Genomic DNA, 24,051 nt, shown 5'->3' with positions numbered 1-24,051 from the left:
ATAATTATTACCCGAGGTAATGTGTGGTTAAATCACATATAATAACGTTTAATCGTAATTTTTACTATAATAAAGTTATTATACATAACATATTGTGTAGTTGATTCCGCTTTCATTAGAGATTTTTATCCCTATAGTGGATGAATCTTAACCTTACGAGAATGGAATCTGTTTTCTATAATAAGAAGTGTAAAGCATAACATTATATGGGGGGTCACAAGAAATGAAAAAAGGTATGACTTTGCTATTGTCCCTGATTTTTGTATCATCAGCTTTACTGGCAGGTTGCGGAAGCAACAATAGTGCATCTTCTAACAAAGGAGATGGAAACGCTACCGCGACTAATGCAGCGGACGCTACAAATGCTCCGGCAACAGAAGAACCGGTAAGTAACGAACCGTTCGAAATGACGATTCGTCACACTCAAATCGGTGCAGACAAACAGAAACGTCTAGCTATTCTGCAAGAAGTAGTGAAAAAGGTAGAAGGCGATGTACCTGGTCTGACCTTTAAACTCGATGGAGTAGATTCAGATGTAAACCGTAAAGAAAAATTGCGTGGTGAAATGGCTGCAGGTAATCCACCAGAGATTTTCGATCTGTTCGGTAGCCCTGACTCTAAGATCTATGCTAAAGAAGGTAAATTACTTGACCTGACTCCAATTCTTGAGGAACTTGGAATTAAGGATAAATTCTCAAATCTAGATCCTTTCACTTATGAAGGAAAAATTTACGGATTGCCAATCGGTGGATCTGGTGAAGGATTCTTCTACAACAAAGAATACTATACTAGCAAGGGTTGGAAAGCTCCAACAACATTTGCTGAATTGGAACAACAATTGGCTGACATCAAGGCTGACGGAAAAGTGCCTTTAGCTGGTGCGTCTAAGGCTGGTTGGGTACCACTTATGCTAGCTAACCACTTGTGGTCACGTTATGCAGGTCCAGATGTAACTGCTAAATTTGCAACAGGCGAAGCTAAATGGACTGATCCAAACGTTGTAAAAGGCTTTGCGAAGTACAAAGAATGGGTTGATAAAGGATACTTCAAAAAAGGCGAACTTGGTTTCGAGTATGCTGAATATACAACACAATTCACTAGTGCTGAAGCAATCCTGCTGTATGATGGTACTTGGAAATCCTCCGTATTCAAAGCTGGACAATCTGGCGAAGGCTTGATCGGTAAAGTTGGATTCTTCAATATTCCTCCAGTTGATGGTGGCGTGGGCGACCAAACAGCATTGATGCGCGATGTAAACAATGGCTATGGCTTCTCTGCTTCTGCTGAGAAAGATCCACGTCAATTAGCTGCTGTGAAATCATTTATCAAAAACCTCTTTAATGAAGAAATGCAATTACGTGGACTTGTTGAAGATGGCGTATTGCCAGCAATGAAAATTGACCAAAACGTTCTGAATGAAAATATTACGGATGATCTGATGAGCGAAATCGTAGGTGTACTTAATAACTCACAATCTTCGTTCCCAGCATTTGACTCTCTCGTTCAAGCAGATGTAACTACAGAAATCAGTAACATTCAAATTCAAAAGCTGATTGGTGGTCAGACAACTCCAGAGAAGATGGGCGAAGCTTTACAGAAGGTACAAGAAGAAGCAAACGCAGCAGTTGAATAAGTAGCTGCAAACTGAATGTACCCTGGTGCTAGAACCAGGGTACATTTTTAAACTCAAAGAAATTATGTGTTTGCGCTGATCTAAACATTCATTGTTCGCCAGATGTCAAAGCAACCGGAGGTAGTCATGAATAAAGCATTAAGAAATCCATTGGTATTTTTCCTTTTTATTCTTCCAGCACTGATCCTGTTCACGATGTTCTTCATCTATCCCATCTTCAGTTCAATCTATTACAGCTTTACTAGCTGGAATGGTGTATCTGACACAGTTAAGTCTGCCGGAATCAGTAATTTTGAGAAGGCATTAGGAGACGAACGATTCTGGATATCTGTCAAAAATAACGGTTTCTTCATTCTTTTCTCCTGTTTTGTACAGGTGCCGTTAATCATATTCTTCTCGTTATTGATATCAAATGTAAAGAAGCTAAAAGGCTTATACAAGACGGCAGTCTTCATGCCTTCCATTATGTCTACAGCAGTTATCGGTATTCTATGGGGCTTCATTTATGAGCCCAACATTGGACTTTTAAATAAGGTTCTTGGCTTAGTTGGTATTGATCCGCTTTACTGGTTGTCGGATGAGAGATTCGCAATGTTATCGATCCTGATCACGAATGCTTGGCAATGGACAGGATTCTATATCGTAATGGTACTGGCAGCTATTTTGTCGATACCGGGTGAATTGGACGAAGCTGCTGCTATTGATGGTGCAACTGGATTCCAACGAGCTACACGTATCACGCTTCCGCTAATCGTCCCAATCATCTCTGTCGTAATTATGTTATCCATTGCAGGGGCAATGAAAGCGGCGGATATCGTAATTGTAATGACTAAGGGTGGACCTGCGGGTTCAACCGATGTAATGGCAACCTATATGATTAAATATGCAATTACTAACTTTAAATACGGGTACGGTAATGCCATCGCAGTCCTGATCTTTGTATTTACACTGGTGGTTACAGCCCTTTATCAGCTGCTGATAGCCCGACGCACAGAAAGGATTGAATACTGATGCCACGCGCCCTGAAAAAAAGTCTGCCACACGTCGCACTATTGTCCTATCTACTAGTTATTCTATTTCCTTTCCTGTTCGTGTTATTCTCCTCTGTGAAAAAGGATAACAATGCAATAGCACTTAACCCTTTTGGGATTCCAAAGGAGTTCGTCTTCAATAACTACGTTGAAGCTTGGGTAAATGCCAAGATCAGCACCTACTTTTTTAACAGTTTGTACATTTCCATATTGGCTTCTGTAGTATCTATCATTCTAGCGTCTATGTTTGCTTTTGCAGTTACTCGGATGCGCCAAGGCAAATGGAATACGATTTTGTTCACCTTAGTTATGGTGGGAATGCTCATTCCAAACAACGCATTGATGCTTCCTATTTATACGATTGTACGTAAGATGGGGATTCTGAATACGCACTGGGCGTTGATTATCCCTTATATCGCGAATGCAATTCCGTTTACGATAATTATATTGGCTGCATTTATGCGCTCGTTGCCTAGAGAAATTGAAGAGGCAGCGGTCATGGATGGGTTGAAGGCACCAGGTATCTTTGCTAAAATTATTGTACCTCTAACCGTACCTGCCATGGTTACTGTATTCATTGTTAATTTCCTGGGCAATTGGAATGAATTCTTGCTGGCAAACTACTTCCTATCAAATGATGAACTACGTACGCTCCCAGTTGGTATGGTTCAATTCCGTGATCAATACCAGATGAACTATGCACAAATGTCAGCGGGTATCGTCTTCAGCGTATTGCCGGTAATTGTCATTTATGCGATTTTACAGGAGAAAATTATTGAAGGCGTAACAGCAGGCGGCGTAAAAGGATAACTTTTTTTCTCAGTCAGGAGCACCAGCCGATGAATTTGCGCTATAAATTATTTACGGCATTTTTGGGCCTGATAATCATTCCTTTATTTATTCTAGGCATGCTTATGTTTTTCGTGACTTATAACTCTATTGAGAAGAAGTACAGTCAGCAGTCGGAATACTCACTTAAAGCAATTAGTTACAGTATTTCGAATGTGTTAAAAGATATGGATAACGTTACAGACAACGGAATTGCTACCTCGGTTTTTCATATGGCACTTAGCGCAGAAGATCCTACTAACCAGGATTTGACTGATGCCGAGCAACTCAATTTGAATGCAAGCCAGCGCAATTTCCGTAGTCTGTTATTTAACCATCCATCGATCAGCTATGCTTTTTTGTACAATTTTAACGGTAGAGGTAACTCTGAAATCGTGTCGCTTTTTAATAAGGAAAATTTCCGAACACTACCCTATGATACATTCAAGAAAAGTGATTTGTACCAGGAAGTAATGGATTTGAATGGTGTGCCGAAGTGGCTGGCTCCTCATGAATATCCCGAACTTACGGGAACTGAACCTGTGTTTACACAAATTCGACTCGTTAAGGAATTGAGCTTCTTTCAGAACATAGGTATCCTCGTTGTACAGATCAAAAATTGGGAGTTCGAATCGATATTTCGCAATTTAAAAATTGGGGATAGTAATCAAGATGTCTCGTTTATGCTTGTAAATGATGATGGAATGATTCTATTCGACCCAGATCAAAAGCTGGATGGACAGGATATTCAGTCATTCGCGAATAAAGAGATTACCTTTGAAAAAGGGTTTCAGAGTTTTAAAACGCAGTACAACGGGGAAAAAAGTATTCTCTCCATGTATCATTTGAAAGATTATCCTTGGAGTCTAGTGTCTGTAACTTCATGGAACTCTCTGTCTCATGAAGTTACAGTATTTGCACGATGGTTTGTTGGGGTTATCTTCTTATGCTTTTTAGCAGCGGTAATTTTCAATCTGTTCTTTATGAATCGAATTACTGGCGCAATTGCCGTAATTGTTCGTTTTATGCGACGGGTTGAGGATGGGGATTTGACTACGCGGGTAGAGGTAAAAGGGAATGATGAGTTAACGCTTCTTGCAAAAGGCTTTAATGATCTTATGGATAAAATTAATGGGTTGTTTAATAGAATCCATGTGGAACAGCGCCGCAAGAATCAAGCGGAAATGCGTGTTCTACAGGCCCAGATCAAACCGCATTTTTTATTCAATACATTAGAGTCGATTAATGTCCTGGCTATACAGAATGAAGGCAAGAAAGTTAGTGAGATGGTCTACAGACTGGCAAGTATTTTACGTATCAGCATTCAGGATCGAGAAGAAATTACACTGGATGAAGAAATTAAACACCTGCGCAATTATTTAGATATTCAAAAATTCAGGTTTGAGGATTTATTTGAATATGATATTGATATCCCACAAGAATTGATGAGTTGCGGCATTCTAAAGCTTACTTTGCAACCGCTTGTAGAAAACAGCATTCAGCATGGATTTGAGGGGATTGATTACAAAGGTCAAGTTTCTGTGAAAGCTTGGGAGAAGCAAGGGGACTTGATTTTACAGATTGAAGATAACGGTATTGGTATTACGCCGTCTCAGTTGTCCATTTTCCAATACATTGTGAATGATCCTGTGGAGCAAGAGGTTAAAGTTGAACGAGAAAACCGGATGAATCTTGAACGCAGAGGACTTGGTATTCGCAGTGTAGCGGATCGCATCCGCATTGAATACGGTGACAGGTACGGAATATTTATTTGTTCCAGTCCAGGCTATGGTACTATTATTCAATGTGTCATACCTAAATACGAGCAGGGGGAAGATCATTATGCTAAAAGTATTATTGGTAGATGACGAAGCCCCAATTCTGAATAATCTAAACAGAGTGTTGCCTTGGCAGGAGATGGGGATGGAGGTCGTTGGTATGGCGCGAAGCGGTATGGACGCCTTGCGCATTGCCGAAGAGGAGCAGCCTGATCTTGTGTTAAGTGACATTCGTATGCCAGTGATGGATGGGTTAACTTTTGTAGGAAAGTTGCGGGAAATGGGATTGGATAGTGAGGTACTTCTTCTTACCGGGTATCAAGAGTTTGACTATGCACGGGAAGCGATTCGGCTTGGGGTGAAAGAATATATTTGTAAGCCGATCCATTATGAAGAACTTGGCAATAAGGTACGTGAGATAGGAGCTACTATTCGTAGTAAACAGTTTAAAAATAAACTGTATAATAGCATTCCTTTATTTCAGGAGATTCCTGAAGCGGACAATGGTAAAAAAACACCGGATCAGCTTATGAACCTCGCCGCTCAGTACATCTCTGAACATCTTCATTCTGATATCGGGATTGAGGAAGTGGCGAATAAGATCGGAATTAGCGGCAGTTACTTCTGTCTCTTGTTTAAAAACCGATTTGCAATGACTTTCGTGGAATACGTAACACAACAGCGAATTGAAGCTGCCAAGTTTATGCTTACCAATAGCGACAAGAGCATTACGGTGATTGGTTCCGGAGTGGGTTATCAGGAACGGCGTTATTTCACGAAGGTGTTTCAGAAGCAGACGGGGATGTCTCCTAAGGAGTATCGCGATCGGTGTCGGGCAGAAGTATTATAAGGTTTGCGGCGTATGGTGAGGTTTAGCGTCACTGCGAGGAATGTTTGGACTTCCGGTCGCTGTTATCCTCGGATTTCTTGATTGGAAACCGCTGCTCGCGGTTGAAATCCGAGGATAGCATATGCTTCCGAGGTAGCTTTCCAAGGAAAGCTTTTAGGCGAACGCTACGCTCCTACAGTTCCAAACTTCCTCTCCGTTCCTTCTCCCTCACCACACTTTGTTGTGGGTATGGGGTCGTCCCACTCCTGCGGATGTAAGGACTCCTTGGGGAATGAATGGACTATCGACCAACCTGAGGCTGTGGTAGAAGAGCAAAGACTATCGACCAGCCTGCGGCTGTGATAGAAGAGCAAAGATTATCGACCAGCCTGCGGCTGTGATAGAAGAGCAAAGATTATCGACCAGCCTGCGGCTGTGATAAAAGAGCGAAAGAATTATCGACCAGCCTGCGGCTGTGATAAAAGAGCAAAGATTATCGACCAGCCTGCGGCTGTGATAAAAGAGCGAAAGAATTATCGACCAGCCTACGTCTGTGATAAAAGAGCGAAAGAATTATCGACCAGCCTGCGGCTGTGATAAGTACATAGTAATTCAGCCTACGGCTGTAATAAATTAAATGATTTTAAACATTAGAGATGATTATCCTTAGTTACTAAGGATAATCATCTCTTTTTTTATAGAAATATAATATGTTCCCTATACTCCCATAATTTATCATATGTTTTAATTAGAGTGTAAGAAGGAAATGCAAGACGGTAGCTTAACAGCGTGATAAAGGCCTTAGATTGGGATGATGGGGAAATGGGGGAACTGAAAATGAGTGTGACGAATCCTTCCGTCAGCTTGTCAGAAGTAAAGAAAAGAGGCAGGGGGAGAGCGCCGAATTTTCTAAGAGTGATGAAGAAATATTGGGTGTTCTATTTGATGATGCTCCCAGCCATTATTATTCTGATCATCAATAACTACATACCGATGTTAGGGACGGTAATTGCTTTTAAGGATATCAATTACCAGAAAGGGATTCTAGGCAGCGACTGGGTCGGGATAGCGAACTTTAAGTATCTATTCTCGACGGAGACGGCTTGGGTCATTACAAGAAATACCCTATTGTACAACACTGCGTTTATTGTACTCACACTATTTTTTTCACTGGCTTTTGCGATTATGTTTAACGAAATGCGCAGCAGATGGCTATCGAAATTCCATCAGAGTGCGATGTTTCTCCCGTATTTTCTCTCATGGGTCGTCGTTAGTTATTTAGTATACGGCTTTCTGAGTGCAGAGCATGGATTTATGAACAAGACGCTGCTTCCTTTATTTGGAGTCGATCCAATTGAATGGTACTCACAGTCGCAATATTGGCCAGGGATTCTAGTGATAGTGAAACTGTGGAAAGAGATTGGATATACGACGGTCATTTACATGGCTGCGATCATCGGTATAGATCATGAATATTATGAGGCTGCGCTGATCGATGGTGCTTCTAAATGGAAGCAGATTCGCAAAATCACACTACCACTGATCAGTCCGGTTATTATCGTAATGACGCTGCTGCAGATCGGCAGGATTTTTAACGCAGACTTCGGATTGTTCTTTCAGGTTACTAGAAATGCAGGCGCATTATACTCCACTACGCAAGTTATCGACACCTATGTGTATCAGACCTTCCTAGCGATTGGTGATATAGGGATGTCTTCTGCCGCGGGTCTCGTGCAATCTGTTGTAGGATTTCTACTGATCTTCTTAGCGAATCTAGCCGTACGACGAATAAGTAAAGATGATGCGTTATTTTAGAGGGAGGTGGGAGTGTTGAGCCAGGCAGAAACTACAATCGGGCCGTCAGGTCGTACAGGAAAGAGAACTAAACGGCAAAGACAACCCAATGAAATTTCGAATATTTCCAATTTGTTAATTAATATATTCTTCTGGATCTACACAGCGATTTGTGTGGTCCCGTTGATTCTCGTAATTATCGTATCGTTTTCGGATGAGAAATCCGTTGTACAGAATGGTTATAGCTTTTTTCCTAGCAAGTGGGATATTTCTTCTTATGAATTTCTGTTAAAAGATTATTGGCAAATTATAGATGCAGCTGCCGTTTCCTTATTTGTGACAGTGGTTGGAACGATTCTGAGTCTCGTGATTATGGCAATGTATGCCTACCCTATCTCACGTGGAGATTTTCCACATCGTAATTTCTTTTCGTTCTTTATGTTTTTTACACTGCTGTTTAATGGAGGCCTAGTACCTTGGTATCTGGTTTATACTCAAATGATGCATTTGAAAGATACTCTATGGATTCTGATTATGCCACTGCTGGTTTCAGCATTCTTTGTTATCATTTTGAGGACCTTTTTTGCAAATACAATACCGCCGGCACTTGTTGAATCCGCTAAAATCGACGGGGCACCAGAGTTTCGGATCTTCGTTCAAATCATTCTGCCATTGTCGTTACCGGTGTTAGCTACAGTAGGGTTATTTCAAACTTTGGCGTATTGGAATGACTGGTATCTCAGCTTGATCTTCATTTCGCCAGAAGGGCATGTCAATCTACAGTATCTAATGTATAAGACGATGTTGAATGTTCAATTCTTGACTGCAAGCCCTCAAGCGATGGCAGCCTTAGCTGCACAAGGTGTAGAAATCAATCTGCCGACAGAAACGGTAAGAATGGCGATGGCTGTTATTGGTATCGGTCCAATCGTGTTCGTATACTCGTTTTTTCAAAAATATTTTATCAAGGGGCTTACCGTTGGTGCAGTTAAAGGCTAATAATGTTTGGAATGGCTTAATTCGGCGCTCTACGCAAGTGTGTGAACGTCCGATTCAGCATATATAAATATTTTGAGGGAGGTTATGGTATACATGAAGGCTATTCGAACAAGCGCACTATTAACACTGATGCTTATCGTGGTACTCAGTCTTAGCTTAGCTGGATGCGGAGGGAATAACGGAAATAATGAAGGGGCTTCACCAGCGCCAAGTGAAAATGCAACCGCTACCAACGCTGCGGCAACAGATGAACCTGCTGCAGATCCTACAGCTGAACCTGAGAAGAAATTAGATCCTTATACTGTCAAGTTAATCTATGTCGGTGCCGTTCAAAAGGATGAACAGGTTGTTGAGGATGCTATTAATAAGCTTCTAGAACCTAAAATTAACGCTAAATTGGATATCGCACCGATCGACTGGGGTCCATGGGACAATGATGTTAACCTGAAGATTGCCAGTCAGGAGAAATTCGATATTATTTTTACAGCGCAATGGAAAAACTATGTAACCAACTCCGCTAAAGGTGCTTACCTCCCGCTTAATGATGATAACGGCAAGTACGGTAATCTATTGAACGAATATGGCCAAGGGATTCTTAAAAACCTCGACCCGCAATTCTTAAAAGGTTCTGCGATCAATGGTGTGAATTATGCCGTTCCTACGAATAAGGAGTTAGCCGCACAAGGCGGGATCGTGTATCGCTCGGATATTGCTGATGAATTAGGCATTGATATGTCGAATGTAAAGACTATTCAAGATCTGGATGCCGTTCTCAAAGTTGTAAAGGAGAAGAGACCAGACCTTACTCCACTGTATTTTAAACAAGGAGAGACCTTTAACTCTCAGTACATGGCACAGTACGATACGCTTGGTGATGCTTCAATTCCGGGCGTTCTGCTTAAGGATTCATCGGACACTAAAATTCAATCTATGATTGAGCTGGACCGCTATAAGGAAATCATCAAACTTACCCGTGAATACATGAAGAAAGGTTATATTAACAAAGATGCGGCCGTAGCAACGAATTCTACACAAGATGCAATGAAGGCTGGTAATGTCTTTATGACAGTACAATCCCTTAAACCTGGTAAAGATAGCGAATTGGCTAATGCTACAGGTTTGGTTGGTAAACTGAAACAAATTGCCTTTAACGAACCAACGATTTCTACCAGTGACGCCGCAGGGTCTATGTTAGCGATCTCCGCTTCCTCTGGTGATCCAGCTCGTGCCATGATGGTCTTAGATCTTTTGCACACGGATAAGGAAATCAATAATCTCCTCGTATTTGGTGTAAAAGGTGTTCATTATGATGTCGTTAGCGGCGATACGATTAAAGCTACTGACAAAACGGGTGACTATAATACTGCTGCCGCCTGGATGCTTGGAAGCCAATTCCTGAATCCTGTATGGGAAAGTGAAGCTCCAGACAAATGGGAGCAATTCAAGGCTTTTAACTCCAAAGGCAAAGCTTCTGTAGCACTAGGCTTCAACTTCGACGCATCCTCTATGAAGACTGAAATGGCGGCTTGTAAAGCTGTAATGGATGAATACGATATCAGTTTGGACACCGGTTCTGTTGATCCAGATACCGTGCTGACTAAGTATGCCGACAAGCTCAAGAAAGCTGGACTTGATAAGATTATTGCAGAAAAGCAAAAACAATTGGATGCTTTCTTAGCTGCTCAAAAATAAATATTTTAAGCGAAACTAAAAGGCTATCCCCGGCATGATAATAATGCTGGGGATAGCCTTTATTGTGCGATTGATAAATAGGTTAGCGGAAGGAAGTATCTATTTTTTGTGCCACCTGAATGGCAAGTGACCAAGCCTGCTCGGGATCTAGTTTACCTTGCTCAGCTTTGGTCAAGTATTCGAGCATATTTATTTCTACATCAGCATGGTGAGGACCGTAGTAGGTAGGAATTACTTCTTGTGCTGCTGTAGAGAGGACACGTCCAATCTCTGAGTTAGGAAAATAAGGATCATACAGGTTGTGGATCTCTGGATCGTCATAAATTTTGGGTGTGGAGGGAAATGCACCTTGTGTCTTAAATGAAATTAGTTGCTGTGCCGGCTCGGTTAACCATTTGATAAGCGCGAATGACTCCTCTGGATGACTACCTGTTCTAGGCAAAGTAAGGATGGAACCTCCCCGATTAGCGCTGTTTCCTGGGATGGTCGTTACGTTCCATAATCCGCTGGCTGTTGGAGCACTGCTCTTGATATGATCAATCATCCAAGCTGGACAGAGCATAACTGCAAAGTCACCATTTAGCAGACCTGCACCCCAGCGCTGTGTATCTACGGCAATACCGGCGGATAGATTCAGCTTAAGCGCTTGAATTGCGAAGTCCCAGGCCCCTTTAACTGCAGGATTATTTCCTACGATCAGTTCTTGTGTAGTGGGGCTGTAATATTGAAGCTTGGACTGGCGCAAAAGGGTTAGATACAGATTTTCTAAGTCATTGACAAAGGCTTTGCCAGTTGCCTCATGGACTATAGTGCCGGCCCTGAGGAATTGGTCCCAAGTTTGGATTCTATTTGCTACTTCTTCCGGTCTGGTAGGGAGTCCAGATAACGCGAAAATATCAGTCCGATACAACATAGCGTAAGGACCAATATCAGTCGGTAATCCGAAGATAAAGTCAGTCCCGAGCACCTCCTGCCACTTCCAACTCAGGAATTGATCCTTCAGATCACTCGCTCCAAATGTTGTTAGATTATAAAAATAATCGGGGAACTGCTTAAAACGATCCAAATAGCTAATATCAATAGCCGCTACATCAGGGGAACTATATCCTGCTGCGAATGAAGTCTGCAGCTTGGCGGGAAGCTGCGTGGAGGTAGAGGTCTGAATACGAATTTCTAGCTCGGGATGCTGGGATTGATACTCGGCTATAAGCGGCTCAAGACCCGATCCAGCGGTAAGCCAGATGTTCAGCTGGATCGGGTCTTGTAGATCAATGTCTTCCTTGGAGGGAGAGATTTGGCAACCACTTGTATGAAGAAGCAATCCAAGGGTTAACAGGACAGTCATCAACTTAGCGTTCACATGCAAGAGAACACACCTCGACTTTATTTGTTATGCTTCTGAAATTCCTGAGGAGTCATACCCATGTATTTCTTGAATATGAGGCTGAAGTATGCAGGATCCTTAAAGCCAACTAAATCACTAACCTCGTAAACCTTAAGCGTAACATTATTTAGCAGCTCTTTTGCTTTTTGAATACGGAGCTTGGTTAGGAAACTGGAGAAGCATTCTCCTACATCGTCTTTGAACAGACGACCAAGATAGGTGGGGTTCATGTATAGTTCATCTGCGATCATTTTGAGTGAGAGGTTCTCTTGGAGTCGGGAATTCATTACCTCAATCATCATAGAGATTACCCTGCGTGTAGCCTTAACCTGTAGTTGTTCCGTAAGCTGTGGGGACGCCGAGTACATAGATACATCATTATAATAGATAACCGATCGTGTACTATCCTTTTTGATCTGTTGGCACGCCTGTAGACTCTCATGATAGGCTGTTGTGAGAGCTCCAAGGTCATAATGTGGGTTGGAGACACCCGCGCTGAAAGGCGATTTCAAGATACTTGACAGCTTACTCATCGTCTCCTGCGTCAACGCCTCATCGATTCTTTCAGATTGTTCATGCGGATAGAATAACATGATTATTGCTTCTTGCTCTTCTTGTATGCCGACAACGTTAGCGTAAAGTGAAAAACACTCTTCTAATATATTGATTACGGCTGCATACATTGCTTGTTCGGACCAGTACTGTGGCATATCATCACCTAGATGATTTACAGTTACGACGACAAAAGAATGAAAGGGAGGGATGAGCTGTTCTTCAAAATAGGGCAATGGAATGCCATAAAGAAGATCCGAAAGGCGCTTCTCACGTAGATTCTTTTCTCGTAGTTGCGATACTTGCCTATGTTGCTTTTTTAATTCCAGACGATCGTACACACTTGTTACGACCTCGAGGATATTTTCGACTGAATTTGGCTTGACCAGATATTCTCGAACACCGTACCGAATGGCTTGGCTGGCATAGGAGAAATCCTGATAACCTGTGAGCAGAACCGTTTCAGTGTCAGGATAACATTCATGGATATGCTTGGAGAGCTCGAGTCCATCCATGCCGGGCATTCGTATATCTGATATTACGAGATCGACAGCATGCTCTTTTAACAATTGCACAGCTGCTAATCCGTTCTCTACTGACCCAATGATGCTAAAATTCTGGTTCGCACTTCCCAGCATTTCTGACAGAGAACGTCGAACAAAACTCTCGTCATCAACAATTAACACATTCATCACTTCGCCCCCTACCCTTGATCGAACTGTAATGGAACAGTGACTTTTACTAATAAGCCTCCGAGTTCGCTTGTTGATAAATGAAGGCCAAATCCATGTCCATAGATTAGTTCTATACGATGATTTAAATTAGAAAGACCGATGCCGGTGTGAAGCAGCTTCTCTGGCTTGACCTCGTCACTGATTAAGGCCTCTGCCATTCTTGCCTCGCTCATGCCTTCCCCATTATCTTCTACAGTTAGCACAAGTAACGTGCCCTCACTGTAGGCTCGAATACGTATGAGCCATACCTCCCGTAGCGTAGGTTCAAGTCCATGAGTGATAGCATTCTCTACAAGGGGCTGAAGGGTTAGCTTCATAAGCTGCCGATTCATGACCTCAGGGTTCACATGCAGATCAACCTGTAGTTTGTACTCGTAGCGTAATTTTTGCAGATAAATGAACCGTTCTAATTGCTGTAAATCCTCCTCAACCGTAACAAATTCCGATCCTCGATCAATGCTATAACGGAGCAAGTCGCTAAGTGCGAGCACCATTTGTGACTCTTCTCGCAGGCGCTTATTAGCAAGTGACCAATAGATGGTATTTAAAGTATTGTAGAGAAAATGAGGGCGGAATTGTGCTTTTAGCGCCACGATTTGAGCTTGTTTTTCACTAATTTGTTTACTTGAAAGGTCAGCAATGGTGTGGTCCAGGTTTTGAAGCATGGAGTTATAGCTTGAGTAAAGGATAGCCATTTCTTTGTTCATGGTTGTCTTTACAAAAGGCAGTGTGGTTCCACGCTCAACATTGCTTAGTTTGGTTGCGAGATTACGAAGCGGTTTAGATAGTGTCCACGAGAAAAAGGAAGTAAACAATAGCGCTGCGGCCATCCCCAACAAACCAATTAGTATAATATTCCGGCGAATGCCATTTAAATCTTTAACAGCTTCTTTAGAATCAATATAAGCAAACACACTCCACTCGCTATAGGTTGAATAGGCATAGGATACGAACATATTGCGGGAGTTTATGGTATGCGGGATGATTCGTGCTTTATGGTTGCTGAATTGATTTAGGATTCTGTCATCCATATACAGCCCAATCTCATTTGGATCCGTGGAATAAACAATGGTGTTGAATGAATCAACAATTTGGATTTTCTCATTTTTACCCAGGTGAAATTGGCTGACAGCATTATGGATGACCTCCACAGGGAGGACGAGAAATAGAGTTCCTAACCGATTTAAATCATTCCAATCATTAATTTGCCTTGCTCCCATGACTACAGGGATCGTACCGTTCTGCCATACATCTACACCAAACCAGACCATGCGGCCGTTATTCTTTGCTATAGCTGGAAACCAATAGGCCCCGCGGATTTCCTTCTCGCTGTCCCAGATTACTTTTAAAGAACTGCTATTGGTATATACCTGATTATCTGAAAGTCCGAGCAGCTTGAACTGGATGTCATAGTTGATGGAACGTGTCTGTTGATCGATGTAGCGGGTGATATCCATAGCGTCAGTATGAGGTGTGCGGGATTCAGCTAAGTCTCCCAGTGTTTCTTGAATCAAGGGACTGAACATGATCGTAGATGAGAGTTTGTCATTATCTTGAAGAATAGCGTCCATTTTTCCTTGAAGCTGTTTGACGGACTCTAGAATATATTGGTTCGACCGGTTAAGGACGGCTTGGGATGATGAACGGTAGGACAAAAATATCGTAAAGGCTACGATCGTAAAGATGATTAGTGAGAAACCCATGATTAATTGAACGAGGATGGAGATTTTCTTGGACATGTCATCACCCGCATGAAAAAGATATTCTTCCATACATTGTAACAAAAGCAAATGAATGCGAATATACCTTACCGCAAAATACACATATTTATATGGATAATCTCATTTTTTTCGGGGGGGAGCTGAAGGGTGGGTTGTGGTTGATTTAATACTGAGTTAATCTTTCTTTACCTTAAAATGAAACTTTTTGCGGTCGAATGCGTCTAATACTATGGTTTGTTATAACGAACGTGGCAAAAAGCAATTGTTCCGCTCTGTAGAGGGTGGATACGTTTTTGCGGGGAATATAAGAGGCGTATGAAAAAGACAGAGACCTACTTATATTTACAAATAGGAGCAGAGGAGTTATATCATGGATTTGAAGAAATTAACGTTAGTTGCTGTTTTGGCCATCTCTCAGGCCGCCTCGGCAGTGCCGGCTTTTGCCGAAGCTGTCAATAATACCTCCGGTAATACCAATGAAGTAGGGGCAGCTGCTACATCTGTGACGGATGTTATGCCAGAGGCTACTGACCCATTGCCACCATTGCAGACTGAGGGACCAGGGGGAGTAGTATCACCTACACCAACTCCTACTCCAATTCCTGGAGCAACAACTGAACCTGGAGCAACAACTGAACCTGGGGTAACAGCTGAACCTACGGCAACAGCTGAACCTACAGCAACACCACTTCCAACAGCAACACCTGTACCTACTACACAGCCAACACCAACAGATGGCGTTCGTGCCGCGGCTAGTAATCAGCTTGTACTAATGATGAACAGTAAAAAAATGTACCAAAACGGTGTTGAATATTTGGCTAATCAGCCTATGGCCGTGAAGAATGGTGTCTCATACGTTTCGATCCGAGCTATGGTAGAGCGCGTAGGTGTGAAATACATTTACGATTATAAAACGAAAGAAACGATTGTTACCAAAGGAAGCGATGTAATGCGCTTTAAGACGGATAGTAAGATCTATTCCGTTAATGGTAAAAATGTGACGATGAAAGGTCCCGCTTACCAAATTAATGGTACGTTCATGGTTCCTTTGACGTCCATCACCGGTGCGTTAGGCATTCCTTATACCGTTGATAATGTGCAAAAAAGAGTAATTCTTACGCTTAACACGAAGCCTAAAGCTTCTTTTACAGTGCCGACTGAGATTTATGCGGGTGAGCTTGTGAATTTTGTGACCTCCAATTCTTCTCCGAATGGTACAGCTATTGTAGATGAACGTTGGGAAGGTAAGCAGGATGCTTATGATCAACCAGGATTTTATGTAGTATCCTATTCCGTTATGGATGCGAATGGACAATGGAGCGATCCTTACTCCGTGACCATCAATGTACTTAAACCGAATACACCACCAGTCGCTAATTTCACGACAGACAAAGACTCTTACAAAATGGGTGAAATGATCACTTATTCAGATCTAAGCAGCGACCCAGACGGTGATCAAATTGAAGTGACTTGGACGAACAAAGCAGAAGCGTTCTTCACTCCAGGTCCAGCAACAGTAGCCATTCAAGTAAAAGATTCACATGGCGCAATCAGCACTTTTGAGAAGACCATTAATATTTCAGATGAAATCATGTACAGTAAAGAGGATTTCTACAGATTATTCGGTTCTCCAGGTAGTGTATTTAACATCGATGGATCGATGGTTCCAACTTGGCAGAAGGTAGCGTATAACCTTTCTTCTGAGCCATATACCCTTATCCGCAGTAACAGTCCAGAAACAGTGAATACGGAAGGGATCACGTATAAAGAAACATCATTTGGCGGAACCCGCTTCTTGGTTCACCACAAGAATAATATGAATATTAAAACGAAGGTGTATGTGATTGCTAAGAATAACAATCTGTACCCTACGACAATTACAACCGAATATGTAGGCTTTGGCGGTCCAAACTCTTATCCAGAAGGTACTGGTAAAATGTCAGTGCAGCGGTACTGGGAGTCTATGCAGACTAGAAGAGATTATAAGACAACGGTCCTACAACCCGGGGAAAGCGTCTCGATTCTTACGGATCTAAACAAAATTGCCATGAAACCAGGCGAGATTGTATCACTCCAAGCGGATTTATTTAGTGATTATCCTATTGAATATAATGTCATGATGATCGATGCGAATAAAGATCCTTTGACAACACTGCCTACACTTCCAATATTGGATCGTGATGGGGTGCATAACAGAGGAACTTATGCTGATTCTACACGCATCATCACGGTTACCGATGAAGTAGGAGTAACTCCTGCGAGACTTCTTCTCGGTGACAATTCGAGTGATTTGAATTTGATCGGCGTAGACCCAATGAACGGTACTGAAGCATCGAATGCGGGTAATTTCGGGGTGTTATACAAAATCAAATTCGATCGTGTTGCACCTAATTCCTTGATTACGTTTAATCCACGTGGCGGTAATTACATGGGTCCTGTCTTAGTTAACGGTCAAATTGTACACATGCCGACATCTGGAAGTCTCTCCAGTGCTGACATGAACAGTGTAATTTATCGTACTGGCGATTATGGCGGCTCCGTGGAGATTTTGTTCACAGCAGCTTCTGGTAGTAACTTGCCGGTGAATTTCCTAGTTACACCGCTACCTGCGAAGAAATAAAATAATATGTCCATCCTTTAAGTTATTTGGGATTAACTGAAATAAAAGTCCGGCTGAATATTCCACCAAGGAATACTCAGCCGGACTTTTTGTATTTAAATGTATGATTTTACTCCGATGAACGCTCATGCACTTGGTTGTTTCATTGACGGGGCATTTATTTTGGGGCATTATTAAGAGAGTGAAGTATAAATGAAATGAACTGAAATGTTATGGGAGATGAGCGTATGCTGTCGACAGAACAAATATTAGAGGTCATGTCGGGGCAAGGTCTGCGAATCACCGACCAACGCAAAACGCTTGCCAAGTTATTCGGCGAGAATAAGGGTTATTTGTCAGCGAAGGATGTCTATGAGCATATGGGCCGCAAGTATAGCGGACTTAGCTTTGATACCGTGTACCGCAATCTGCGTGTAATGGAAGAGCTTGGTGTACTTGAACAAATCGTCTTTGAAGACGGAGTGAAATTCAAGGGAAGCTGTAATCATCAGGATCACCATCATCATATGATTTGCCTTCAATGCGAGAAAACCTACCCGATTAATTTCTGCCCGATGAATTTAACGGATACACCTGATCAATTCCGGGTAGTCAAGCATAAATTTGAGGTGTTCGGTTATTGCAAAGAATGTGAAGAGAACCGGGAAGAAGAACTAGTCGCAGCAGCTAATCACAAAAAAGGAGTCTAAGGATGGCGACCCTTCGAAGAACGATTCAGGCTCCCATTCGGGTGTACCGCAAGTACATTTCCCCGATTAAGCCTGCAACTTGTCGTTTTTATCCAACCTGCTCTGCCTATGCGCTGGAAGCGATTGAAGTCCATGGTCCACTTAAAGGCTCATGGCTTGCTGCCAAGCGGATTGCTAGATGCCATCCCTTCCATCCAGGGGGGCTTGATCCGGTTCCACCTCTTGAGGAACAACCCTCGAAGAAGGATTCTGCCCGTGCGACTTGACACAAGCCCTTATCATTGGGTATATTCACAGGTAATAGTATGAATTCCGAGGAACGGATGAGTAAATCGGTACGTCCATTACAGAGAGCCGGTTCGAGCTGAAAGCCGGTATGGAGCGTTAGATTGAATATGGTCCGGGAGGAACTGTGTTCGAGCGGGAACTGCATTTGATGTTCGCGTAAGATAACAGCGTGTTCCAGCGTTAATGGACAGTTCCCGGGAAGGAACTGGCGAAGCCTGTTCTCTGTGAAGAGACAGGAAATTTGGGTGGTATCGCGTGAGTTATACTCTCGCCCCATTATAGGGGCGGGAGTTTTTTGTCTTTTAATGAAAGAAAGGATGATTAATCAATGAGCGAGAAGAAAACTTTTTACTTAACTACACCAATCTACTATCCGAGCGATAAGCTGCATATTGGACATGCTTATTCCACTGTAGCTGGAGATGCGATGGCCCGCTACAAACGTCTACGCGGCTATGACGTACGTTATCTAACAGGTACAGACGAGCATGGTCAAAAGATTGAACGGAAGGCTGAGGAAGCGGGTAAAACCCCTCAGCAGTTCGTAGATGACATCGTTGTTGGAATTAAGGAATTATGGCGTAAGTTAGATATCTCCAATGATGACTTTATCCGTACTACGGAAGATCGTCATAAAAAGGTTGTTCAGGATATTTTTGATCGACTGCTCAAGCAAGGTGATATTTATAAAGGTGAATATGAAGGCTGGTACAGTATTCCGGATGAAACCTTCTATACCGAAACGCAATTGGTTGATATCGTTCGAGATGACAATGGCGTAATCATTGGCGCAAAAAGCCCTGATAGCGGTCATCCTGTTGAACTGGTGAAGGAAGCGAGTTATTTCTTCCGGATGAGTAAATATGCAGATCGATTGCTGCAATTTTATGAGGAGAATCCGGAATTTATTTTGCCGGAATCCCGTAAGAACGAAATGATCAACAACTTTATCAAGCCTGGTCTGGAGGATCTTGCGGTTTCCCGTACGACTTTCGATTGGGGGGTTAAAGTTAAAGGCGACGAAAAGCATGTAGTGTACGTATGGATCGATGCGTTGACGAATTACATTACTGCTTTGGGTTACGGTTCTGAGGATCGCAGTCTGTACGATAACTTCTGGCCTGCAGATGTACATATTGTCGGCAAAGAAATCGTTCGTTTCCATACCATTTACTGGCCAATTATTCTAATGGCGCTAGGTGAACCTCTTCCGAAAAAGGTGTTTGCACATGGCTGGCTGCTCATGAAGGATGGCAAAATGTCGAAATCCAAAGGGAACGTAGTAGATCCAGTTACTTTGATTGATCGTTACGGCCTGGATGCACTTCGTTATTACCTGCTGCGGGAAGTACCGTTTGGTTCAGATGGTACATTCACACCTGAAAGCTTTGTAGATCGGGTTAACTATGATCTTGCTAACGACCTTGGTAACCTATTGAACCGGACAGGTGCAATGGTGGAGAAGTATTTCGGTGGAGAGCTTCCGGCGTATGAAGGAAATGTAACAGCATTTGATGGTGAGCTTCAAGCTGCGGCAGAGAACACTTATGCCAAAGTAGAAGAAGCGATGGAAAAAATGGAGTTCTCCGTAGCGTTGACAGCTATCGGAATCTTTATCAGCCGCACCAATAAATATATTGATGAGACACAGCCTTGGGTACTTGCTAAGGATGAGAGCAGAACAGCGGAGTTAGCTTCCGTGATGAGACATCTTGTGGAAGGTCTTCGCACCGCTTCCATTCTGCTGCAGCCGTTCTTGACGCAAACTCCTGCGAAGATCTGGGAGCAGCTTGGCATCGAAGCAGGTGAACTGACGACCTGGGACAGCGGTAAGACTTTTGGTCTGATTCCGGCAGGAACAAAGCTGGTGAAAGGCAATCCTATCTTCCCGCGTCTAGATGTGGAGCAAGAGGTAGCTTATATTGCCGACGCCATGGGTGCTGGCAAGCCTGCGGCTGAAGCAGCCGAAGCAGCTCCTGTTGCCCCAGCGGTATCCGAGCCTGAGGAAGAGCATAAAGAAGAGATCGGTATCGACGATTTCGCCAAGGCTGAGCTCAGAGTAGCTCAGGTCATTGCAGCAGAGCCTGTAAAGAAAGCCGACAAGCTGCTGAAGCTGCAGCTGGATTTAGGTTATGAGCAGCGTCAAGTCGTTTCTGGTATCGCTAAATTCTACACGCCGGAAGAGCTGGTAGGACAAAAAGTGATTTGTATTGTGAACCTGAAGCCGGTGAAGCTACGCGGAGAATTGTCACAAGGGATGATTCTAGCGGCTTCTAAAGGTGATCAATTAACCATAGCAACGGTGCCAGACAGCATGCCAAATGGAGCTATTGTGAAGTAAGATTGGTAATGTAGAATATATAAATGAAAATTTATATCAAGGAAGGGAATGCTCCTTCAGCCGGATAGGCTGTGGGAACATTCCTTTTTTCGAAGTATTAGCAAAGATAAAATCCAGAATCATCTTATCAGGATTTATTGTTGACTTATCGTAATGATTACTATTATACTTCTAATAGTAAAGATTACGATTTGAGAGGGAGATCAATTTAATGGTTGCTATGAAGTCACGAATAAGTCTGCTCATTCTTGCAATGGTGCTTGTATTTACACTTACTGCATGTGGACCTAAGAGCAGTGGAAGTATAGTTGAAGGGAAAGTAAATGTTGTAACTACCTTTTATCCTATTTATGAGTTTACTCGGGAAATTGGTGGAGATGATATAAATGCCATTAATTTGCTTCCGGTTGGTGTAGAGCCGCATGATTGGACACCGCGCAGTCAGGATATTGTTAACACCTCTAAAGCGCAATTGTTCCTATATAACGGAGCAGGGCTTGAGGGATGGGTTCCTAATTTTCTAAAAGGGCTTGATAGCAGCAGCAAGGTGGAAGCCGTTGAAGTAAGTAAAGGGATTGATTTAATAATGACTGATGAAGATGACGGACATGATCACGGGGGCAGCAGTGAAGAGGATCATCATGAAGATGATGCTGATCATAATAGCCATTCTGGGGACAGCCTTCATACAGACCCGCATACCTGGGTTAGCCCGAAATCAGCGATCATCATGGCCCGTAATATTAAAGACAGTCTCCAGTCTGTAGATCCGGAGCATAAAGATGGTTATGAAGAGCGTTACAATAAGCTTGCTGAACGTTTACAGGCTTTGGATAGTAAATTTGAGCAGGAGCTTACCAAGCTGCCTAACCATGAAATCGTAGTTTCGCACCAAGCATTCTCATACCTTGCGCGTGATTATGGTCTTGAACAGCATGCGATCATGGGATTATCACCTGACGCAGAGCCAAGAGGTCAAGATTTGGTGAATCTGGCGAAGTTGGTCAAAGACGAAGACATCAAGTACATCTTTTTTGAAGAGCTTGTCTCCGATAAACTGGCTAAGACGTTAGCAGCTGAAGCCGGAGTGTCTACTATGGTTCTTAATCCAGTAGAGGGTCTTACTGCAGAGCAAGAAAAGAACGGGGATAACTACTTCACATTAATGGAGAAAAATTTGCAAAATCTGATTATGGCTTTACAATAATAAGGAAAGTATAAGGAAAAGGCGGTGCTTAAGCATGCAATCGGTATCCTTGGACTGCCATCAGCATATCATCGATATACAGGATCTTTCTTTTTCATATGGCGAACAGAAGGTGATCTCGAATCTTAACTATAGTGTAAGAGAACGAGACTTCCTCGGTATCATTGGGTCTAATGGCGCTGGTAAAACAACACTGATGAAGATGATCGTCGGTTTGCTTCCGGCTAGCAGTGGTGAAATTAAATTATTCGGAACACCTGTCCGCAAGTTTAAAGACTGGGAACGGATTGGTTATGTTCCACAAAAGAATGCCTTCAACCCGCTGTTTCCAGCAACGGTGCGTGAAGTAGTGCTATCTGGTTTATACAACAACAAGAATCTTATACGTAGAGTATCTAAGGCTCAGCACCGCCAGTGCGAAGATGCGCTGGAAGTGATGCGGATACAGGATATTGCGGAGAAAAGAGTAGGGCAGCTGTCAGGCGGCCAGCAGCAGCGTGTATTTCTCGCGCGTGCGCTGATCAACCATCCGGATCTCTTAATTTTGGATGAGCCTACAGTCGGTATTGACGCTGAATCCCAAGCAGGATTCTTTGATCTAATTACACATATGCATGCCCATCATCATATGACATTCCTGATGGTGTCGCATGATATCGACATGATTAAAAATTACTTAGGGAATGAACCCGTGCAAACGAACGGTAAGATTAACTTTTTCTCCCGTCACTCTCATGATTTGCAGAATTGTACGGAAGAGAACCTGCAGCACACGCTCTCTTAGGTCATAGTTAAACTCTGAGTAGCTAGAGGGTAGCTCTGCTATCAGAACTCTACATAGCATGGGAGCAGAGATGCTTTCATTCTTAATCTTTTCCGTATCTAAATAACGTGACGCTGTAAGCGTGCCCCGTAAGGGGCGAAAGCGATCTTACCTCGCACCATCTAAGTTCAGTAACCCCACCTCCTACGCCAGTTGCACTTGGCGGGTGTCCAGAGGGCAGAGCCCTTGGGGCCCTCCCTTGGAAGGGAGGGTTTGGGAGGGATCGAAAAAAGATTTTAATAATTAAAAATGTTTCAATTGTTCTACGGAGGAGAGTTAAAGTTGGAGATTCTATTTAGCGATTTTTTTCAGCGGGCGCTTGCAGGCGGTCTGCTGATAGGTATTACAGCGCCGCTTATAGGCGTTTTTCTTGTGCTTAGACGTTTATCTATGATTGGAGATACACTGGCTCACGTTACGATAGCCGGTGTGGCACTTGGTTTTTTAACAGGATTCTACCCGCTAGGAGCAGGTCTTGTTTTTGCAGTGGTGGCTTCCTTTGCAATAGAGAAGCTTCGCAAGGCATATAAGAGTTACGCGGAGCTATCGATTGCGATAATTATGTCGGGCGGGGTGGCTTTAGCCTCACTCTTTTTTACCCTGGGAAAAGGTTATAATGCTGATGTTATGAGTTACTTGTTCGGTAGCATTTATACGCTAGACAATACCGATTTAATCGTAGTAGGGATCGTAACGATAGCTGTTGTAGTAGTAGTTACGATGTTCTTTAAGGAATTCTTCCTGCTTAGCTTTGAAGAGGATGCTGCGAGTGTCAGCGGGCTGCCTGTGAAGCTGCTCAACATGCTGATCACTATTCTGACGGCGCTTGTAATCAGCACAGCGATCAAAATTGTCGGGTCGTTGCTAGTATCTGCTCTACTAACCATTCCGGTGGCCATAAGCTTATTGCTGTCACGAAGCTTTAAATCCTCGGTTATCCTATCGGTCATTATTTCAGAAATTGCTGTTGTAGGCGGACTAGTAGTTGCAGGAGTATGGAATCTGGCACCTGGTGCTACCATTGTGCTTTTACTCATATCACTATTAGTATTGACCTTGATCGGCAAAAAGGGTTTGCCAGCATAAACAGCGAATAAAATATAGGGTA

The 24,051-nt window shown here is 42.9% G+C and carries 18 protein-coding genes; 15 read left to right on the top strand and 3 right to left on the bottom strand.

The features are described 5' to 3' along the window. The first annotated feature begins 223 nt into the window (after positions 1-223). The 8 genes from R50345_RS21215 to R50345_RS21180 all read left to right on the top strand — a co-directional run bounded on the left by R50345_RS21215 (position 224) and on the right by R50345_RS21180 (position 10,584). A complete protein-coding gene (locus R50345_RS21215; RefSeq protein ID WP_042129880.1) occupies positions 224-1,633 on the top strand; it encodes an extracellular solute-binding protein in 1,410 nt (469 codons plus the stop codon). A 126-nt stretch (positions 1,634-1,759) separates the two neighbouring features. After that, on the top strand, positions 1,760-2,644 hold the full coding sequence (locus tag R50345_RS21210) for a carbohydrate ABC transporter permease (RefSeq protein ID WP_042129878.1): 885 nt from the start codon (positions 1,760-1,762) through the stop codon (positions 2,642-2,644). Then, positions 2,644-3,474, top strand: coding sequence for a carbohydrate ABC transporter permease (locus R50345_RS21205; protein WP_042129876.1), 831 nt, complete (start codon positions 2,644-2,646; stop codon positions 3,472-3,474). The genes R50345_RS21210 and R50345_RS21205 overlap by 1 nt, the downstream gene beginning before the upstream one ends. Positions 3,475-3,503: 29 nt before the next feature. Further along, positions 3,504-5,360, top strand: a complete 1,857-nt coding sequence (locus R50345_RS21200) for a cache domain-containing sensor histidine kinase (RefSeq protein ID WP_042129874.1) — start codon at positions 3,504-3,506, stop codon at positions 5,358-5,360. Then, positions 5,335-6,120: a response regulator transcription factor gene (locus R50345_RS21195; protein WP_042129873.1), complete on the top strand. Its 786-nt coding sequence runs from the start codon at positions 5,335-5,337 to the stop codon at positions 6,118-6,120. The genes R50345_RS21200 and R50345_RS21195 overlap by 26 nt, the downstream gene beginning before the upstream one ends. 768 nt (positions 6,121-6,888) lie before the next feature. Beyond that, entirely contained in the window at positions 6,889-7,914 is a 1,026-nt protein-coding gene (locus R50345_RS21190) for an ABC transporter permease (RefSeq protein WP_231573856.1), read from the top strand. Between the two features lie 15 nt (positions 7,915-7,929). Then, positions 7,930-8,892, top strand: a complete 963-nt coding sequence (locus tag R50345_RS21185; protein ID WP_231573854.1) for a carbohydrate ABC transporter permease — start codon at positions 7,930-7,932, stop codon at positions 8,890-8,892. Positions 8,893-8,985: 93 nt separating this feature from the next. Next, positions 8,986-10,584 carry an ABC transporter substrate-binding protein gene (locus R50345_RS21180; RefSeq protein WP_042129868.1) on the top strand — a complete coding sequence of 533 codons (1,599 nt, stop codon included), beginning with the start codon at positions 8,986-8,988 and terminating at the stop codon, positions 10,582-10,584. Between the two features lie 82 nt (positions 10,585-10,666). Here the strand turns inward: R50345_RS21180 and R50345_RS21175 are convergent, their stop codons facing one another. The 3 genes from R50345_RS21175 to R50345_RS21165 are packed head-to-tail and all read right to left on the bottom strand — an operon-like array spanning position 10,667 to position 15,026. After that, the gene (locus R50345_RS21175; RefSeq protein ID WP_156114842.1) at positions 10,667-11,944 is read right to left on the bottom strand and encodes an ABC transporter substrate-binding protein; all 1,278 of its coding nucleotides are present in this window, start codon (positions 11,942-11,944) and stop codon (positions 10,667-10,669) included. 23 nt (positions 11,945-11,967) lie between these two features. Next, positions 11,968-13,212 (bottom strand): response regulator, encoded by a 1,245-nt coding sequence (locus tag R50345_RS21170; protein ID WP_042129866.1) that lies wholly within the window; start codon positions 13,210-13,212, stop codon positions 11,968-11,970. An 11-nt stretch (positions 13,213-13,223) separates the two neighbouring features. Further along, complete coding sequence (locus R50345_RS21165) at positions 13,224-15,026, bottom strand: sensor histidine kinase (RefSeq protein ID WP_156114841.1); 1,803 nt, start codon at positions 15,024-15,026, stop codon at positions 13,224-13,226. Positions 15,027-15,345: 319 nt separating this feature from the next. Between R50345_RS21165 and R50345_RS21160 the strand changes: the two genes are divergently transcribed. The 7 genes from R50345_RS21160 to R50345_RS21130 all read left to right on the top strand — a co-directional run bounded on the left by R50345_RS21160 (position 15,346) and on the right by R50345_RS21130 (position 24,029). Continuing rightward, positions 15,346-17,595 (top strand): copper amine oxidase N-terminal domain-containing protein, encoded by a 2,250-nt coding sequence (locus tag R50345_RS21160; RefSeq protein WP_042129861.1) that lies wholly within the window; start codon positions 15,346-15,348, stop codon positions 17,593-17,595. 227 nt (positions 17,596-17,822) lie between these two features. Beyond that, positions 17,823-18,284 (top strand): Fur family transcriptional regulator, encoded by a 462-nt coding sequence (locus tag R50345_RS21155; protein ID WP_042129860.1) that lies wholly within the window; start codon positions 17,823-17,825, stop codon positions 18,282-18,284. 2 nt (positions 18,285-18,286) lie between these two features. Further along, positions 18,287-18,550, top strand: a complete 264-nt coding sequence (yidD, locus tag R50345_RS21150) for a membrane protein insertion efficiency factor YidD (protein ID WP_042129859.1) — start codon at positions 18,287-18,289, stop codon at positions 18,548-18,550. Positions 18,551-18,900: 350 nt separating this feature from the next. Continuing rightward, the gene (metG, locus tag R50345_RS21145) at positions 18,901-20,913 is read left to right on the top strand and encodes a methionine--tRNA ligase (RefSeq protein WP_042129857.1); all 2,013 of its coding nucleotides are present in this window, start codon (positions 18,901-18,903) and stop codon (positions 20,911-20,913) included. Positions 20,914-21,124: 211 nt separating this feature from the next. Continuing rightward, complete coding sequence (locus R50345_RS21140) at positions 21,125-22,120, top strand: metal ABC transporter solute-binding protein, Zn/Mn family (RefSeq protein WP_042129855.1); 996 nt, start codon at positions 21,125-21,127, stop codon at positions 22,118-22,120. A 34-nt stretch (positions 22,121-22,154) separates the two neighbouring features. Then, positions 22,155-22,904 (top strand): metal ABC transporter ATP-binding protein, encoded by a 750-nt coding sequence (locus R50345_RS21135; RefSeq protein WP_042129853.1) that lies wholly within the window; start codon positions 22,155-22,157, stop codon positions 22,902-22,904. A 321-nt stretch (positions 22,905-23,225) separates the two neighbouring features. Next, positions 23,226-24,029 (top strand): metal ABC transporter permease, encoded by an 804-nt coding sequence (locus R50345_RS21130; protein ID WP_042132348.1) that lies wholly within the window; start codon positions 23,226-23,228, stop codon positions 24,027-24,029. Positions 24,030-24,051: the final 22 nt, after the last annotated feature.

Origin of the sequence: Paenibacillus sp. FSL R5-0345, assembly GCF_000758585.1 — a bacterium.
In the GTDB taxonomy this organism is placed as follows: domain Bacteria; phylum Bacillota; class Bacilli; order Paenibacillales; family Paenibacillaceae; genus Paenibacillus_AQ.
Note: the sequence above shows the minus strand (reverse complement) of the source record. Positions and strands in the feature narration are given on the sequence as shown.

Excerpts from the sequence above, each read along its gene's own strand:
- R50345_RS21215 (WP_042129880.1), top strand. The coding sequence starts at position 224 with ATGAAAAAAGGTATGACTTTGCTATTGTCCCTGATTTTTGTATCATCA.
- R50345_RS21210 (WP_042129878.1), top strand. The coding sequence starts at position 1,760 with ATGAATAAAGCATTAAGAAATCCATTGGTATTTTTCCTTTTTATTCTT.
- R50345_RS21205 (WP_042129876.1), top strand. The coding sequence starts at position 2,644 with ATGCCACGCGCCCTGAAAAAAAGTCTGCCACACGTCGCACTATTGTCC.
- R50345_RS21200 (WP_042129874.1), top strand. The coding sequence starts at position 3,504 with ATGAATTTGCGCTATAAATTATTTACGGCATTTTTGGGCCTGATAATC.
- R50345_RS21195 (WP_042129873.1), top strand. The coding sequence starts at position 5,335 with ATGCTAAAAGTATTATTGGTAGATGACGAAGCCCCAATTCTGAATAAT.
- R50345_RS21180 (WP_042129868.1), top strand. The coding sequence starts at position 8,986 with ATGAAGGCTATTCGAACAAGCGCACTATTAACACTGATGCTTATCGTG.
- R50345_RS21170 (WP_042129866.1), bottom strand. The coding sequence starts at position 13,212 with ATGAATGTGTTAATTGTTGATGACGAGAGTTTTGTTCGACGTTCTCTG.
- R50345_RS21165 (WP_156114841.1), bottom strand. The coding sequence starts at position 15,026 with ATGGAAGAATATCTTTTTCATGCGGGTGATGACATGTCCAAGAAAATC.
- R50345_RS21160 (WP_042129861.1), top strand. The coding sequence starts at position 15,346 with ATGGATTTGAAGAAATTAACGTTAGTTGCTGTTTTGGCCATCTCTCAG.
- R50345_RS21155 (WP_042129860.1), top strand. The coding sequence starts at position 17,823 with ATGCTGTCGACAGAACAAATATTAGAGGTCATGTCGGGGCAAGGTCTG.
- yidD (WP_042129859.1), top strand. The coding sequence starts at position 18,287 with ATGGCGACCCTTCGAAGAACGATTCAGGCTCCCATTCGGGTGTACCGC.
- metG (WP_042129857.1), top strand. The coding sequence starts at position 18,901 with ATGAGCGAGAAGAAAACTTTTTACTTAACTACACCAATCTACTATCCG.
- R50345_RS21140 (WP_042129855.1), top strand. The coding sequence starts at position 21,125 with ATGGTTGCTATGAAGTCACGAATAAGTCTGCTCATTCTTGCAATGGTG.
- R50345_RS21135 (WP_042129853.1), top strand. The coding sequence starts at position 22,155 with ATGCAATCGGTATCCTTGGACTGCCATCAGCATATCATCGATATACAG.